17 protein-coding genes are annotated in these 14,764 nt (G+C 66.6%); 15 read left to right on the forward strand and 2 right to left on the reverse strand.

From position 1 onward, the window contains the following. The first annotated feature begins 82 nt into the window (after positions 1-82). The 5 genes from surE (at position 83) to AC5P9P_RS03720 (ending at position 3,651) form a co-directional block, all read left to right on the forward strand. Entirely contained in the window at positions 83-862 is a 780-nt protein-coding gene (surE, locus tag AC5P9P_RS03700) for a 5'/3'-nucleotidase SurE (RefSeq protein WP_005409008.1), read from the forward strand. After that, a complete protein-coding gene (locus AC5P9P_RS03705) occupies positions 859-1,536 on the forward strand; it encodes a protein-L-isoaspartate(D-aspartate) O-methyltransferase (RefSeq protein ID WP_049461095.1) in 678 nt (225 codons plus the stop codon). Before surE ends, AC5P9P_RS03705 begins: the two co-directional genes overlap by 4 nt. A gap of 18 nt (positions 1,537-1,554) precedes the next feature. Beyond that, complete coding sequence (locus AC5P9P_RS03710) at positions 1,555-2,169, forward strand: YqaA family protein (protein WP_049404306.1); 615 nt, start codon at positions 1,555-1,557, stop codon at positions 2,167-2,169. Further along, positions 2,166-2,957: a peptidoglycan DD-metalloendopeptidase family protein gene (locus AC5P9P_RS03715; protein ID WP_005412928.1), complete on the forward strand. Its 792-nt coding sequence runs from the start codon at positions 2,166-2,168 to the stop codon at positions 2,955-2,957. The genes AC5P9P_RS03710 and AC5P9P_RS03715 overlap by 4 nt, the downstream gene beginning before the upstream one ends. 184 nt (positions 2,958-3,141) lie before the next feature. Next, on the forward strand, positions 3,142-3,651 hold the full coding sequence (locus AC5P9P_RS03720; protein ID WP_049404307.1) for a hypothetical protein: 510 nt from the start codon (positions 3,142-3,144) through the stop codon (positions 3,649-3,651). Positions 3,652-3,658: 7 nt separating this feature from the next. Here the strand turns inward: AC5P9P_RS03720 and AC5P9P_RS03725 are convergent, their stop codons facing one another. Beyond that, positions 3,659-4,033 carry an Mth938-like domain-containing protein gene (locus AC5P9P_RS03725; protein ID WP_049404309.1) on the reverse strand — a complete coding sequence of 125 codons (375 nt, stop codon included), beginning with the start codon at positions 4,031-4,033 and terminating at the stop codon, positions 3,659-3,661. Between the two features lie 13 nt (positions 4,034-4,046). Continuing rightward, the gene (gene yhbY, locus AC5P9P_RS03730) at positions 4,047-4,352 is read right to left on the reverse strand and encodes a ribosome assembly RNA-binding protein YhbY (protein ID WP_004152868.1); all 306 of its coding nucleotides are present in this window, start codon (positions 4,350-4,352) and stop codon (positions 4,047-4,049) included. 65 nt (positions 4,353-4,417) lie between these two features. On the opposite strand from yhbY, the gene rlmE reads away from it, so the two are divergent. The 10 genes from rlmE (at position 4,418) to lexA (ending at position 14,649) form a co-directional block, all read left to right on the forward strand. After that, positions 4,418-5,050: a 23S rRNA (uridine(2552)-2'-O)-methyltransferase RlmE gene (gene rlmE, locus AC5P9P_RS03735; protein WP_005409014.1), complete on the forward strand. Its 633-nt coding sequence runs from the start codon at positions 4,418-4,420 to the stop codon at positions 5,048-5,050. A 69-nt stretch (positions 5,051-5,119) separates the two neighbouring features. Continuing rightward, positions 5,120-7,054 carry an ATP-dependent zinc metalloprotease FtsH gene (gene ftsH / locus AC5P9P_RS03740; protein ID WP_005409015.1) on the forward strand — a complete coding sequence of 645 codons (1,935 nt, stop codon included), beginning with the start codon at positions 5,120-5,122 and terminating at the stop codon, positions 7,052-7,054. Between the two features lie 102 nt (positions 7,055-7,156). Next, positions 7,157-7,342, forward strand: coding sequence for a hypothetical protein (locus AC5P9P_RS03745; protein WP_005416039.1), 186 nt, complete (start codon positions 7,157-7,159; stop codon positions 7,340-7,342). 584 nt (positions 7,343-7,926) lie between these two features. Further along, on the forward strand, positions 7,927-8,823 hold the full coding sequence (folP, locus tag AC5P9P_RS03750) for a dihydropteroate synthase (protein WP_049403889.1): 897 nt from the start codon (positions 7,927-7,929) through the stop codon (positions 8,821-8,823). Then, entirely contained in the window at positions 8,823-9,776 is a 954-nt protein-coding gene (gene miaA, locus AC5P9P_RS03755) for a tRNA (adenosine(37)-N6)-dimethylallyltransferase MiaA (protein ID WP_111188614.1), read from the forward strand. The genes folP and miaA overlap by 1 nt, the downstream gene beginning before the upstream one ends. Positions 9,777-9,872: 96 nt before the next feature. Next, positions 9,873-10,148 carry an RNA chaperone Hfq gene (hfq, locus tag AC5P9P_RS03760; protein WP_004152891.1) on the forward strand — a complete coding sequence of 92 codons (276 nt, stop codon included), beginning with the start codon at positions 9,873-9,875 and terminating at the stop codon, positions 10,146-10,148. Between the two features lie 14 nt (positions 10,149-10,162). Beyond that, positions 10,163-11,473: a ribosome rescue GTPase HflX gene (hflX, locus tag AC5P9P_RS03765; protein WP_495232600.1), complete on the forward strand. Its 1,311-nt coding sequence runs from the start codon at positions 10,163-10,165 to the stop codon at positions 11,471-11,473. Positions 11,474-11,593: 120 nt separating this feature from the next. Beyond that, on the forward strand, positions 11,594-12,088 hold the full coding sequence (locus AC5P9P_RS03770) for a CinA family protein (RefSeq protein ID WP_005409020.1): 495 nt from the start codon (positions 11,594-11,596) through the stop codon (positions 12,086-12,088). A gap of 34 nt (positions 12,089-12,122) precedes the next feature. After that, positions 12,123-13,805, forward strand: a complete 1,683-nt coding sequence (ubiB, locus tag AC5P9P_RS03775; RefSeq protein WP_049403899.1) for a 2-polyprenylphenol 6-hydroxylase — start codon at positions 12,123-12,125, stop codon at positions 13,803-13,805. A gap of 208 nt (positions 13,806-14,013) precedes the next feature. Further along, a complete protein-coding gene (gene lexA / locus AC5P9P_RS03780; RefSeq protein ID WP_005412936.1) occupies positions 14,014-14,649 on the forward strand; it encodes a transcriptional repressor LexA in 636 nt (211 codons plus the stop codon). The last annotated feature ends 115 nt before the right edge of the window (positions 14,650-14,764 follow it).

A 14,764-nucleotide genomic window follows, 5' to 3' on the forward strand; every position in this document is an offset into this window, starting at 1 on the left:
TCCGCAGGGGAGTACGACGGTCCCGCCCACACTGCACGGTGATGGAATCGAATTCTTGGAAAATCAAGCGGTTAAATCGAAGATGCGAATCCTGGTCAGTAATGACGATGGTGTCGACGCCGCAGGCATCCGGATGCTTGCTTCGGTGCTGCGTGAGGCCGGTCACGAAGTCACGGTGGTCGCGCCCGACCGCGATCGCTCCGGCGCCAGCAATTCGCTGACCCTGGACCTGCCGATCCGCCTCAAGCGCATCGACCATTACACCGTCTCGGTGGCCGGTACCCCGACCGACTGCGTGCACCTGGCGCTGACCGGGCTGCTCGAGTTCGAACCCGACATTGTCGTGTCCGGCATCAACAACGCCGCCAACCTCGGCGATGACGTGATCTATTCCGGCACCGTCTCGGCGGCGATGGAAGGTCGCTTCCTCGGCCTGCCGGCGGTGGCGGTCTCGCTGGTCACCCGCAACCACGATCCGAAACACTTCGAGACCGCCGCGCGCGCTGCGGTGGAGATCGTCGCCCGGCTCAAGGCCGATCCGTTGCCGGCTGACACCATCCTCAACGTCAACGTGCCGGACCTGCCGTGGAACGAGGTCAAGGGCTTCGAGGTCACCCGCCTGGGCAACCGCCATCGTGCAGAAGGCTGTATCGCGCAGAAGGACCCGCGCGGCAACGAGGTGTACTGGATCGGCCCGGCCGGTCGTGAGCAGGACTCCGGCCCCGGCACCGATTTCCACGCGGTACGCACCGGCCACATCTCGATTACCCCGATCCAGGTCGACCTGACCCGCTACCAGGCACTGGAGAAAGTGGCCAGCTGGGTCGGCGGCCTCAGCGCCGCGCTGGACCAGCCGGCATGAGCCCACGCCTGCGCCTGCAACCGGAAGCCGTCGGCATCGGCATGACCTCGCAGCGTGTGCGCGACCGCCTGGTCGATCGCCTGCGCGAGGCTGGCATCGTCGACGAGTCGACCTTGAATGCGATCCGGGTAGTGCCGCGCCATCTGTTCATCGACGAAGCGCTGGCGTCACGCGCCTACGAAGACACCGCCCTGCCGATCGGCCACGGCCAGACCATCTCCCAGCCGTGGGTGGTGGCGCGCATGACCGAAGCCGTGCTGCAGGTCTCGCCAAAGAAAGTGCTGGAAGTCGGTACCGGCTCCGGCTACCAGGCCGCCGTGCTCGGCGCGCTTGGCCTGGAGATCTACACCGTCGAACGCATCGGCGACCTGCTGCGACAGGCGCGCAAGCGCTTCCGTGCGCTGGGCATGAACATCCGCACCAAGCATGATGATGGTCGCGCCGGCTGGGCCGAGCACGGCCCGTTCGATGCCATCGTCGTCACCGCCGCGGCGCCTGCACTGGTCGATGAACTGGTCGGGCAGCTGGCCGAGGGCGGCCGCCTGGTGGCGCCGGTCGGCGGGCCGGCTGGGCAGTCGCTGGTGCAGCTGGACCGCAGGGCTGACGGCAGCATCGAACAACGCGTGCTGGCGCCGGTCACCTTCGTGCCGCTGCTGTCCGGCATGCTCGACTAATCCACGGAGCAGGGTTGCATGAAGATTTTCGGGCCGCTGTACGAGCGGGCGATGAAGTGGGCGGCGCACGAACGCGCGCCGACCTACCTGACGGTGTTGAGCTTCTTCGAGGCGATCATCTTTCCGGTGATGCCGGAAGTGATGCTGGCGCCGATGTGCGTGGCCCAGCCGAAACGCGGCTGGTGGTTCGCCACCCTCAGCCTGGCCGGCTCGATGGTCGGCGCACTGCTTGGGTATGCACTGGGCCATTACGCCTTCGAGGCGATCAAGCCGCTGTTCGAAGCGCTGGGCATGCTGCCGGCAATCGAGCAGGGCATCACCACCGTGCAGGCGAAGATGGCCGAGTCGCCGTGGGCGGTGTTCACCTTCCTGGTGCTGGGCGGCTTCATGCCCATCCCGATGAAGGTCTTCACGTGGGCATCGGGTATCGTCGGCGTGCCGATGCCGCAGTACCTGTTGAGCATGCTGATCGGTCGCGGCAAGCGCGTGTTCGTGCTGGCTGCGGTCATCCGTATCGGTGGTGCGCGTGCTGAAGCGGCACTGCGTCGCTGGATTGAACCGCTGGGCTGGATCGCCACCGCGTTGGTGGTGGTGCTGATCGCCTGGCTTGTATGGAGGTCGAAGTTCGCATGAATCCTGATCGTCTGAGCAAGGGAGTGCGCATCGGCGCGCTGGCGTTGCTGGTTTCCACCCTGGCCGCCTGCGGCACCGCAACCGTGGTTCGTCCTGGTGGTGGCAGCACCGGCGGTGGTGTGACCACGCCGAAGACCTCGGTGCCCAAGCCCGGGCAGACTGTGGTGGTGCGCAAGGGCGATACCATCTATGCGCTGGCCCGCATCCATGACATCACCCCGGCCGACCTGATTGCCTGGAACAGTCTGGACAACCCCTCGACCATCCATCCGGGGCAGGTGATCCGACTGTATCCGGCCGGTGCCAGCGGCGGCCGCGCGCCGACCACGGTGGTCACCCCGCCGCGCTCGGGTGGCAGCAGCGGCGGCAGCACCACATCGGTCCCGGCCCCGGCGCCGGTGGGTCCGGTGAAGAGCAACATCGCCTGGCGCTGGCCGGCCGATGGCGCGATCGTCGGCCGCTACGTGGCCGGTGACGCGACCAAGCAGGGCGTGGACATCGCCGGTACCAGCGGCCAGCCGGTCAAGGCCACCGCCAACGGTGTGGTGGTGTACTCCGGCGCCGGCCTGGTCGGCTACGGCGAGCTGATCATCATCAAGCACAGCGACCAGTGGCTGTCGGCCTATGGCCACAACCGCAAGCGCCTGGTGAATGAAGGGCAGAGTGTGAAGGCCGGTGAGCAGATCGCCGAGATGGGCCGCACCGGTGCGAACCGCGACATGGTCCACTTCGAGATCCGTTACAACGGCAAGCCGGTGGATCCGCAGCAGTACCTGCCGGCACGCTGATCGTCGTTGGATCGGGGAGCGCCGGGCCACGCCCGGCGTTCCCGACCTGCAGCGCCGAGCCATGCTCGACTCGCTGTACGCTGGCCGCCGTGGGTGGCCATTTGCGACCATGAGAGGCGCATCTCAAGCTTCCCGGCGAGCCAGGGAAGCGGCATGCTTCAACGGCCCCCCAATCCGGTGCCGCATGTCTCGCCCAACAGCCCTTTTCGTGCTGCTCATCGTCGCGCCATTGGCGGCCGCCGCCAGCAGCGATCCACGTGACGTGGTCACCCGGCTCTACGACGCCATCCAGGCACCGACGTCGAACGAAACGACCGTTTCCCCACTGCTGGGTGAGGCCCTCCGCTCAGCCATCGCTGGGCAGCGTGCATATGAACAGGCCTGCACCGTACTGGCGGCGCCTGATGAAAAGCCGCACATGCTGGACCGGAGCCCGTATCTGCTGGCGCCGGATCGACCGGAAACGATATCCGTGGGAATGCCCGGATCGAGCGGTGACGCCACTTGGATCCATGTCGACATGGCCGTGGGCGACTACCGCTGGACCGACCGGGTCCTGCTGCAGCGGCAGGACCGGGACTGGAAGGTCATGGATATCCGCTGGGGGCAGGGCGGCAACCTGATTGGCCGGCTCAAGGCGTTCTCGGCATTCCGCTGCACACCTTCGGGCAGCTGGCCAGGAGCCACCCGGTGACTCGACCTCAGCCTTCCAGAATGAAGGCGGCGGCGACCTTGCGGCCTTCGCTGGCCAGGATGTTGAAGGTGCGCGCGGCGGCTGGATTGTTCATCACTTCCAGGCCGATGCCGCGTGACAGGCAGGCGGCCATCACCACCGCCGGCGGGAACACCTGACGGTCACCCGTGCCGAGCACGATCAGCGCCGGATTCAGCGCCAGGATCGGCTCCAGGTCAGCCACCTGCAGCGCAGTGGCGCTCACCACCGGCCATTGCGTGACCAGCTGGTCCGGGGTCAGGAAGAAACTGCTGCCCAGAGCCTGGTCATTCACCTTGGCCGAGCGGCCATCGGCGGCACGGAGGCTATAGGCGTAATCCGGCGGTTCGTGGTTCAGCTGCATGGCAGTAGGGCGATCAGCCGCGCGGCAGCACGATCTGGCGCTGTTCCTTGCTCGGGCGGTACAACACGGCGACGTGGCCGATGCGCTGCACCAGCGCGCTTTCGGTGGCTTCGACGATCTCGCCGATCATCACGTCACGGGCGTCGCGGTCTTCGGCAGCGACCTTCACCTTGACCAGCTCGTGGCGCTCCAGCACTTCGTTCAGCTCAGCGATGAAGGCCGGGGTCACACCCTTGCCGCCGGTCTGCAGCAGGGCCTTCAGGTCGTGGGCTTGGCCGCGCAGGAAACGGGTCTGGGAGGCGGTCAGGGCGATGGACATGCAGGAAAACACGGTTGAATGGGGCGATCAGGGTATCATGAGGACCCCATCAGCCCCTATTTTCAATGGCTACCCGCAGCAAAAGCAGCCAGCGCTGGCTCAAGGAACACTTCTCCGACCCCTTCGTGAAGAAGGCCCAGGCCGAAGGCATGCGCTCGCGCGCCGCCTACAAGCTCGAAGAGCTGCTGGAACGTGACCGGTTGCTGAAGCCGCACATGGTGGTGGTCGACCTCGGTGCCGCCCCGGGCGGCTGGTCTCAGCAGGTGCGGAGACAGATCGGCGACACCGGTCGCGTGCTGGCGCTGGACATCCTGGACATGCCGCCGCTGGCCGGCGTGGAGTTCCTTCATGGTGACTTCAGGGAAGAAGCCGTTCTATCGCAGTTTGAAGCCATGCTCGGGGATCAGCCGGTAGACCTTGTGCTGTCGGACATGGCCCCCAATAAGAGTGGTGTAGGCGCGGTCGACCAGCCGCGGATGATGCACCTGGCGGAGCTGGCCCTGGATTTTGCCGACAACCACCTGAAGACCGGTGGGGCGTTCCTGATCAAGCTGTTCCAGGGTGAAGGCTTTGACGACTACGTGCGCGACATGCGTCGCCGGTACGACAAGGTCTCCATCCGCAAGCCGGAAGCTTCGCGCAAGCGCTCTCCCGAGGTGTATGCCTTGGGTCAGGGAAAACGCGCCCACATGAAGTAAGCTCGCAACGTAAGCAAGTTCGACCCCAACGCAACGCCAGCACTGAGAGGAACACCGGAGCCAATGAGGATGAACGACTTGACCAAGAACCTCCTGCTATGGGTGGTCGTCGCCGTCGTGCTGATGGTGGTCTTCCAGAGCTTCTCGCCGAAGTCCTCCGGGGCCGGCGCGCAGGGCGCGTCTTACTCGCAGTTCCTGGACCAGGTGGACAGCGGCAACGTGCAGAAGGTCGCCTTTGGCGGCGACATGCGCGGCGGTACCAGCCAGCTGACCTACACCACCCGCGGTGGGCAGTCGTCCACCATCACCGCGCCGTTCGATCGTGACCTGATCAACGTGCTGCGTACCAAGAACGTGGAGATCGTGCAGGAGGAGCCGTCCAGCGGCATTTCCCTCGGCGCGATCCTGATGAATTTCCTTCCGGTCATCCTGATCATCGGCTTCTGGTTGTTCATCATGCGCCAGATGCAGGGCGGTGGCGGCGGTGCCAAGGGCGCGATGTCCTTCGGCAAGTCGCGCGCCAAGCTGCAGGGCGAAGACCAGATCAAGGTCACCTTCGCCGACGTCGCCGGCTGTGACGAGGCCAAGGAAGAAGTGGGCGAACTGGTCGACTTCCTGCGCGACCCGTCCAAGTTCACCAAGCTGGGTGGCAAGATTCCGCGCGGCGTGCTGATGGTGGGCCCGCCGGGTACCGGCAAGACGCTGCTGGCCAAGGCCATCGCCGGCGAAGCCAAGGTGCCGTTCTTCTCGATCTCCGGTTCGGACTTCGTGGAAATGTTCGTCGGCGTCGGCGCCAGCCGCGTGCGTGACATGTTCGAGCAGGCCAAGAAGCACGCGCCGTGCATCATCTTCATCGACGAAATCGACGCCGTCGGCCGCCACCGTGGCGCCGGCCTGGGCGGCGGTCACGACGAGCGCGAGCAGACCCTGAACCAGCTGCTGGTCGAGATGGACGGTTTTGAAGGCGGCGAAGGCGTGATCGTGATCGCTGCGACCAACCGTCCGGACGTGCTGGACCCGGCGCTGCTGCGCCCGGGCCGTTTCGACCGCCAGGTCGTGGTCGGCCTGCCGGACGTGAAGGGCCGCGAGCACATCCTCAAGGTCCACATGCGCAAGCTGCCGCTGGCTGACGACGTCGAGCCGATGGTGATCGCGCGTGGTACCCCGGGCTTCTCCGGTGCGGACCTGGCCAACCTCTGCAACGAGGCGGCCCTGTTTGCCGCGCGTGGCAACGAGAAGGAAGTCCGCATGGACCACTTCGACCGTGCCCGCGACAAGATCCTGATGGGTGCCGAGCGCCGCTCGATGGCCATGAGCGAGGACGAGAAGACCCTGACCGCGTACCACGAGGCCGGCCACGCCATCGTCGGCCGCCTGGTGCCCGAGCACGACCCGGTCTACAAGGTGACCATCATTCCGCGCGGCCGTGCGCTGGGTGTGACCATGTACCTGCCGGAAGGCGACAAGTACTCGATGAACCGCGTGGCGATCCAGTCGCAGCTGTGCTCGCTGTACGGCGGCCGCGTCGCTGAAGAACTGATCTTCGGCGAGGATAAGGTCACCACCGGCGCCTCCAACGACATCGAGCGTGCCACAAAGATGGCCCGCAACATGGTCACCAAGTGGGGCCTGTCCGAGCAGCTCGGCCCGATCGCCTATGGCGAAGAGGACGACGAGGTGTTCCTGGGCCGTTCGGTCACCCAGCACAAGAGCGTGTCCAACGACACGGCGCGCCGGATCGACGAGGAAGTGCGCAACATCCTCGATAAGGCCTACGCCCGCACGACCCAGCTGCTGACCGAGAACATCGACAAGCTGCACGCGATGTCGCAGCTGCTGCTGCAGTACGAGACCATCGACGCGCCGCAGATCGACGCGATCATGGAAGGCCGCGATCCGCCGCCGCCGGCGGGCTGGAGCAAGTCGAACAAGGATGGCGGCAACGACAAGGGCGGCGACGCCCGTCCGCTGCCGCCGATCGCAGGCCCGGCCGAATCGCACTGACGGCCCGCTGCAGGTGACACCAGACGAGGCCGGGGCAACCCGGCTTCGTCGTTTCCGGGCCACTGGCCCATCCCGAAGAACCGATCTGACGCTGGAGCCCGCATGTCCGCCCCGAAGCCCGAACCGATTTCCCACACCGCCGAGATGGTGATCGCCACCGTGGTCGGCGTCGGTGTGGGCTTGGGGGCCGACAACCTGCTGCTGGGCTGCGTGGTGGGTATCGCCGTTGGCATCGTGCTGAGCATCGCCAGGACCCTGTACGTGGACCGCAAGCGCCGCCGCCGTTGAGGGGGTGTCGGCAGGGCTGCGCCCTGCACCCGCGGTAGTGCCGGCCGCTGGCCGACAACCTCAACAGCAACAGCAACAGCGGGCTTTCCGTAGGATGGCGGGGCGGTGTCGGAGGGCGGGGACGCTGCAAGTACGTCCCTGTAAGCTTGGCAGCCGCATCCATGCGGCTGACACCCCGCACTCCGACACCGCCCCACCTCTGACAGATTCCTGCTGCTGTTGGTAGGTGTCGACCTTGGTCGACACGTAGATCCACGCCATGCGTGGATGAATCTCCATCGAACTCGAGTATCTCGAGAATTGAACGAAGAGCATCCACGCATGGCGTGGATCTACCGGTCCCCATCCAACCGTCACCGGGAATCTGTCGGAGGTGGGGCGGTGTGGGGCTGCAGGACCGTTGGCGCCATGGATGGCGCCATCGAGCCCCCAAGGACGGGTTTACGGCGTGTCCTGCAGCCCCACACCGTCCCGCCAGACCATCAGCAATCCAGAGCCGCATTAGCTTTGGCCGTTGCCTCTGCGGGTGCAGGGCGCCGCCCTGCCGAACTAAACTACCCGCCGTTGTCCCTGCAGGATTGCCCATGTTCGATACCTCGCCCCAGCTCGATTGCGCCGGCCGCATCCTGCGCCTCGATCGTGCCCAGGTCATGGGCATCGTCAACGTCACCCCGGACTCGTTCTCCGATGGCGGCGCGCACGACACCACCGAGGCTGCGGTCGGCCATGGCCTGAAGCTGGTCGAGGAGGGCGCGGACCTGCTGGACATCGGCGGCGAATCGACCCGGCCGGGCGCTGCGCCGGTATCGGTGGAGGAGGAACTGCGCCGGGTGATTCCGGTGATCGAGCAGCTGGCCGCGCGCACCCGGGTGCCGATCAGCATCGACACCTTCAAGCCGGAAGTGATGCGCGCGGCGGTGGCGGCTGGCGCCGGCATGATCAATGACATCTACGGCCTGCGTCAGGAAGGGGCGCTGGACGCCGCCGCTGCAACCGGCGTGCCGGTGGTGCTGATGCACATGCAGGGCGAGCCAGGCCACATGCAGGCCGATCCACATTACGACGACGTGGTCGCCGAGGTGCACGGCTTCCTGGTCCAGCGCCTGTTCGCTGCCGAGATGGCGGGCATTGCGAAGAAGAACCTGCTGATCGATCTCGGTTTCGGTTTCGGCAAAACCACTGCCCACAACATGACCCTGCTGGCACGCTCCGAGCGGTTCCTGGAGCTGGGCCTGCCGATGCTGGCTGGCCTGTCGCGCAAGCGCAGCCTGGGCGAACTGACCGGTCGCGACACGCCGTCCGAGCGCGTGGCCGCCTCGGTGGCCGCGCACCTGATCGCGGTGCAGCGCGGCGCACGCATCGTGCGCGTGCATGACGTGGCCGCCACCATCGATGCGCTGAAGATCTGGCAGGCAGTCGAGGCCGTGCCAACGCCGCGCGCCGACGCCACGCCGACGATCCGCTGGCCGGACGAAGACTGATGGGCATCGACCGGCGGCCACTGGCGATCGCCGTGATGGGGCCGACCGCCAGTGGCAAGACCGCCACCGCGATCGCCCTGGCGAAGCAGCTGGATGGCGAGATCGTCAGCGTCGATTCGGCGCTGGTCTACCGGCATCTGGATATCGGCTCGGCCAAGCCGGATGCGGCCGAGCGGGCGCAGGCGCCGCACCATCTGCTGGACCTGCGCGATCCGTGGCAGACCTATTCGGCGGCCGAGTTCGCCGCCGATGCCGGCCGCGTCGTTGCCGACATCGTGGCACGCGGCAAAACGCCGATCCTGGCAGGTGGCACGGGGCTGTACTTCCGGGCCCTGCTGCAGGGCCTGTCGCCGATGCCGGAGGCCGACCCGGTGATGCGCGAAGCACTCAGCACCGAGGCGGCCGAGCGGGGCTGGGCGGCACTGCACGCAGAACTGGCCATCGTCGATCCAGCCGCAGCCGCACGTATCCATGCCACCGACCCGCAACGCATCCAGCGGGCGTTGGAGGTCTATCGCCTCACCGGCACGCCGATCAGTGAATGGCAGCGCCGGCCGGGCGTCGCGCCATTGCCGGTGCGCACCCTCAAGCTGATCCTCGCCCCGCGTGACCGCGCGGTACTGCACCAGCGCATCGAGGCGCGCTTCGACGCCATGCTGGCGCAGGGCTTCCTGGACGAGGTGCGGGCACTGCGTGCAATGCCGGAAATGGCCGCCGTGACGGCGCCGCTGGACCTGCCGGCGGTGCGCGCGGTTGGCTATCGCCAGGCCTGGGAATACCTGGACGGGGAGGGTGATGCCGCCCGTTTCCGTGACAAGGCGATCTTCGCCACCCGGCAGCTGGCCAAGCGCCAGCTGACCTGGCTGCGCGGCGAGCTTGATGCGCGCTGGTTCGACCCCCATGTCGATGGGGAGCGCCTGGCCGGCGCGGTGTCGACCTTCGTCGCACGCTGAACCCCCGCCAGCCGTGTAACATCATCGGTCGGCGGGCGGCTCGGGGGCCGTGGCAACCGTCGGCAACCCAATAAGAACAATAATCAGGAGTGTGCAATGTCCAAGGGGCAATCGCTGCAGGATCCTTTCTTGAACGCACTGCGGCGCGAACGCGTGCCGGTTTCGGTGTACCTGGTGAACGGCATCAAGCTGCAGGGCACGATCGAGTCGTTCGACCAGTTCGTGGTCCTGCTGCGCAACACGGTCAGTCAGATGGTCTACAAGCATGCCATTTCCACGGTCGTTCCGGCACGCAACGTGAAGGTTGGCCCGGGCGGTGGTTACGTGCAGTCGGGTGAAGGTGGTCAGGCAGGTGATGAAGCAGACGAGTAAGACCGGAGCGGTGAATGTTTGACCGCTCGAAAAAGGGTGAACACGCCCTGTTGATCCAGCCCCATTTCGGCAAGCTGGAAGACGATGTGCTGGAAGAATTCGGTGATCTGGCCCGCTCGGCTGGGGCCAGCATCGCCGCGACGATCACTGCGCGCCTGGACCGACCGAATCCGTCGACCCTGATCGGCAGCGGCAAGCTGGACGAGATCAAGGCTGCGGCAGATGCCAGCGGTGCCGACCTGATCCTGGTCAACCATGCGTTGAGCCCGGGCCAGGAACGCAACCTGGAACGTTTCCTCGAGCGCCGGGTGATCGACCGTACCGGCCTGATCCTGGACATCTTCGCCCAGCGTGCGCACAGCCACGAAGGCAAGCTGCAGGTCGAACTGGCGCAGCTGCGTCACCTGGCCACGCGGCTGGTGCGCGGCTGGACCCATCTGGAGCGCCAGCGCGGCGGTTCGATCGGCCTGCGCGGCCCGGGTGAAACCCAGCTGGAAACCGACCGCCGCCTGCTGCAGAAGCGCGTGGAGCAGCTGCAGAAACGCCTGGAAAAGGTCGAAGTGCAGCGCACCCAGATGCGCCGTGCGCGTGTGCGCAGCGAGCTGCCGCGCGTGGCCCTGGTGGGCTACACCAACGCCGGCAAGTCGACCCTGTTCAACGCCATGACCGGCGCCGAGGCCTATGCCGCCGACCAGCTGTTTGCAACGCTGGATCCGACCGTGCGCCGCATTGCGGTTCCGGGTGGCAACGTGGTCCTGGCCGACACCGTCGGCTTCGTCCGCGACCTGCCACATGACCTGGTTGCGGCGTTCCGCTCGACCCTGTCCGAGGCGCGCGAGGCGGATTTCCTGCTGCACGTGGTCGACGCTGCCGATCCGCACCGCGAGGAGCGCATCGCACAGGTCGACGAGGTACTGACCGCGGTCGGTGCCGGTGACCTGCCGCAGCTGCTGGTGTTCAACAAGATCGACCGCATCGATGGTGCCGACGTCCGCCACGATGGCCAGGACGGTATCCCGGATGAGTCGCGTCGCGAGCGGGTGTGGATCTCCGCGCGTGACGGGCAGGGCCTGGAGCTGTTGCAGGCGGTACTGGGCAAGCGCCTGGGCCTGCAGCATGTCACCGGCGAACTGCGCCTGCCGCCGGATGCCGGCCGCCTGCGCGCGCGCCTGCACCAGCTGGAAGTGATCCGCAGAGAGCAGGCCGATGAAGACGGCTGGCTGCTGCAGGTCGACCTGCCGATCGCCGAAGCCGAAAAGCTGGCTGCCAGTGCCGACGGCGCGCCGATCCGGGCGCTGCTGCGGGAGAAGCTGCCGGAGTGGTGAGGTAGCGGCCAATCCCCGGTAGTGCCGGCCGCTGGCCGGCAACCACCGTGCTGGAGGGGCGCGACATCCGCCTGTCATCTGCGGTACAACGTGCAGGTTCTTCACCCCACCGTCATGCCGATGTCCATCCCCACCGACGCCGACCTCAACGCCCAGTCCGCCGCGCTCGGGCAGCGCCTGCAGCAGGCTTCGCTGCAGCTGGTGACCGCTGAAAGCTGCAGTGGCGGCTGGATCGCCAAGTGCATGACCGATATCGCCGGTTCCTCGGCGTTCTTCGACTGTGGCATGGTGGTCTACAGCTACGAGGCCAAGCAGCGCCTGCTGGGTGTGCGCGCGCAGACCCTGGAGCAGTTCGGTGCGGTCAGCCGCGAAACCGTACTGGAGATGGTGTCCGGCGCACTGGTCAATTCCGGTGCCGGCATCGCCGTGGCGGTGACCGGCATCGCGGGTCCTGGCGGTGGCAGCCCGGACAAGCCGGTCGGCAGTGTCTGGATCGGCTGGAAACGCCGGGGCGGCTATGCCCGCGCCGAGCTGTTCCAGTTCGATGGCGACCGCGAAGCCATCCGCCGGCAAACCGTGGCGGCGGCATTGCGCGGTATCGACGCCCAGCTGTGACATGCTGCTCCGGTAATCGTCCGGAGCACGCATGATGTGGGAAACGCTGGGCACGGTCCGTGACCTGGGCCGACTGCAGGAAATTGCCGTCGTCCTGATCCGCTATGGCTTCGGCGACGTGGTGCGGCGCATCGGCCTGGCCAGCACATTGGAGCGGGCAGGGCGCCTTCTGCACTGGAACGAGGAGCGGCAGGAACTGCTGCGGATGACCGCACCGGTGCGCGTGCGCAGCGCGATGCAGGATCTCGGTCCCACTTTCGTCAAGCTCGGGCAGGTGCTGGCGACGCGCGTTGACCTGCTGCCGCCGGAATGGATCGCTGAGCTGTCCGAACTGCAGAACGCGGTACCTGCGCTGCCGTACGCGGACATCCGTGAGCAGCTCGAGGCCGACCTTGGCGCACCGCCTGCAGAGGTGTTCGCGTTCCTCGATGAAACCCCGATGGCTGCCGCCTCGCTGGCGCAGGCCCATCGCGCACGCCTGCATGATGGTCGCGAGGTGGTGCTGAAGGTGCGGCGCCCCGGCATCCGCGATGTGGTCGAGGCCGACCTGCGTCTGCTGGCCCGCCTGGCCGAGATCGTTGAAGCGCGACTGCCGGACCTGCGTCGTTACCGCCCGGCCGAAGTCGTGCAGCAGTTCACCGTGTCGCTGCGCCGCGAGCTGGATTTCGCTGCCGAATGCCGCAATGCCGAGCGCATCGCGCGCAACTTCAGCGGCCGTGACGACATACTGATTCCGCAGGTGCACTGGCAGTGGACCTGCGAGAGCCTGAACGTGCAGGACTTCGTCGACGGCATTCCTGGCCGAGACCTGGCCGGCGTCGATGCGGCGGGCTTGGACCGGCGCGAGCTGGCACGGCGTGGCGCCGGCATTGTGCTGAAAATGGTGCTGGAGGACGGCAGCTTCCACGCCGATCCGCACCCGGGCAACATCATCTATCTACGTGATGGCCGCATCGGCGTGATTGATTTCGGCATGGTCGGCGCCTTGTCGGAAGTCCGGCGTTTCCAGGTGGCGCAGCTGCTGCACGGGCTGGTCGAGCAGGATCCGCAGGGCGTGGCCGACGTGCTGCTGGACTGGGCCGGCGGTGTTGAGGTGGACGAGAACCGGCTGCAGCACGACATCAGCCAGTTCGTAGATCAATACCGTGGCGTGCCGCTGAAGGACCTGCGCATCGGCCTGATGCTGGGCGACATCACCCAGCTGCTGCGCAGCTACAGCCTGACCCTGCCGGCTGACCTGGCGCTGATGATCAAGGCGTTCCTGACCCTGGAGGGCATGGGCCGGCAGCTGGACCCGGATTTCGACATGGCCAGTGCCGCGCGCCCGTTCCTGGAGCGGGTGGTGCTGCAGCGCTACGCGCCCAAGGCGCTGTTCAAGCGCGGCCGCCGCAGCCTGCTGGGCCTGGTCGACTTCGCCGGTGAGCTTCCCCGCGACCTGCGCAAGCTGGTGCAGGCGGCGCGCCGGGGACGCCTGCAGTTGAAGGTGGAAACCACGGCGCTGCAAGGCTTTGGCGAACAGGTGAACCGCGCAGCGAACCGGTTGGTGATGGGCATCGTCACTGCTGCGCTGATCATCGGTTCCTCGATCGTGATGCACAGCGTCGGCGGCGTCTCCAGCCGCTGGCTGCTGGCGCTGGGCGTCTGCGGCTTCATCGGCGCCGGCTTCTGCGGCGTGTGGATCCTGTTCTCGATATGGAGAAGCGGTAAACACACCTGAGTGTGTTTACCGCAGCGGTTCCCAGCGGGAACCGCGGAATCGCGCAACGATTCCTGTAGAGCCGACCGCTGGTCGGCTGCTTTCGCCCTTGCATTCGCCTTTGCCGCCCGGCCATTCGCCCGACTGCCGAGTATGGCTCGCACTACAGATGTTGCCGTGTCGCCCCCGGCACTTGCAGTCCCGGATATTAGTAGTAATACTACTAACCATGGACCTGACCGACACCCAGCAGGCGATCCTGCAGTTGATCGCCGAGCGTATCGAGAGCGAAGGCGCGCCGCCCTCGCAGACTGAAATCGCACGTGCGTTCGGCTTCAAGGGCGTGCGCGCGGCCCAGTACCACCTGGAAGCCCTGGAGCAGGCCGGTGCGATCCGTCGCATCCCCGGTCAGGCCCGCGGCATCCGCCTGGTACAGGCACCGCCGGTCGAGAAGCTGGCCGAGCCGGGCCTGCCCGACAGTGTGCTGCGCCTGCCGGTGCTGGGCCGGGTTGCGGCCGGCCTCCCGATCGGCGCCGACATCGGCTCGGACGATTTCGTGGTGCTGGACCGGGTGTTTTTCTCGCCAGCGCCGGACTACCTGCTGAAGGTGCAGGGCGATTCGATGATCGACGAGGGCATCTTCGACGGTGACCTGATCGGCGTGCATCGCACCCGCGACGCCCATTCCGGGCAGATCGTGGTGGCCCGCATCGATGACGAGATCACGGTCAAGCTGCTGAAGATCGCCAAGGATCGCATCCGCCTGCTGCCGCGCAATCCCGATTACAAGCCGATCGAGGTACTGCCGGATCAGGACTTCGCGATCGAGGGCCTCTATTGCGGCCTGCTGCGGCCCAACCGTTGACCCGTTCCATAGCGCATTACCCCGCGGTCTTTTGTGGCGATTCTCTGGTTCCACTGAGGTTGGTACGGATGTCCGATAATTCTTTTCAGAGCGCCGGGCAGAATCTCAGCCTGTG

The sequence above is a fragment of the Stenotrophomonas sp. YJH_SMC_14-1 genome (assembly GCF_059372275.1).

Coding starts and splice junctions, on each gene's coding strand:
- AC5P9P_RS03770 (WP_005409020.1), top strand. CDS start 11,594: ATGTCCATCCCCACCGACGCCGACCTCAACGCCCAGTCCGCCGCGCTC.
- rlmE (WP_005409014.1), top strand. CDS start 4,418: ATGGCTACCCGCAGCAAAAGCAGCCAGCGCTGGCTCAAGGAACACTTC.
- yhbY (WP_004152868.1), bottom strand. CDS start 4,352: ATGTCCATCGCCCTGACCGCCTCCCAGACCCGTTTCCTGCGCGGCCAA.
- miaA (WP_111188614.1), top strand. CDS start 8,823: ATGGGCATCGACCGGCGGCCACTGGCGATCGCCGTGATGGGGCCGACC.
- AC5P9P_RS03745 (WP_005416039.1), top strand. CDS start 7,157: ATGTCCGCCCCGAAGCCCGAACCGATTTCCCACACCGCCGAGATGGTG.
- AC5P9P_RS03715 (WP_005412928.1), top strand. CDS start 2,166: ATGAATCCTGATCGTCTGAGCAAGGGAGTGCGCATCGGCGCGCTGGCG.
- AC5P9P_RS03725 (WP_049404309.1), bottom strand. CDS start 4,033: ATGCAGCTGAACCACGAACCGCCGGATTACGCCTATAGCCTCCGTGCC.
- AC5P9P_RS03720 (WP_049404307.1), top strand. CDS start 3,142: ATGTCTCGCCCAACAGCCCTTTTCGTGCTGCTCATCGTCGCGCCATTG.
- hfq (WP_004152891.1), top strand. CDS start 9,873: ATGTCCAAGGGGCAATCGCTGCAGGATCCTTTCTTGAACGCACTGCGG.
- hflX (WP_495232600.1), top strand. CDS start 10,163: ATGTTTGACCGCTCGAAAAAGGGTGAACACGCCCTGTTGATCCAGCCC.
- AC5P9P_RS03710 (WP_049404306.1), top strand. CDS start 1,555: ATGAAGATTTTCGGGCCGCTGTACGAGCGGGCGATGAAGTGGGCGGCG.
- ftsH (WP_005409015.1), top strand. CDS start 5,120: ATGAACGACTTGACCAAGAACCTCCTGCTATGGGTGGTCGTCGCCGTC.
- surE (WP_005409008.1), top strand. CDS start 83: ATGCGAATCCTGGTCAGTAATGACGATGGTGTCGACGCCGCAGGCATC.
- folP (WP_049403889.1), top strand. CDS start 7,927: ATGTTCGATACCTCGCCCCAGCTCGATTGCGCCGGCCGCATCCTGCGC.
- lexA (WP_005412936.1), top strand. CDS start 14,014: ATGGACCTGACCGACACCCAGCAGGCGATCCTGCAGTTGATCGCCGAG.
- AC5P9P_RS03705 (WP_049461095.1), top strand. CDS start 859: ATGAGCCCACGCCTGCGCCTGCAACCGGAAGCCGTCGGCATCGGCATG.
- ubiB (WP_049403899.1), top strand. CDS start 12,123: ATGTGGGAAACGCTGGGCACGGTCCGTGACCTGGGCCGACTGCAGGAA.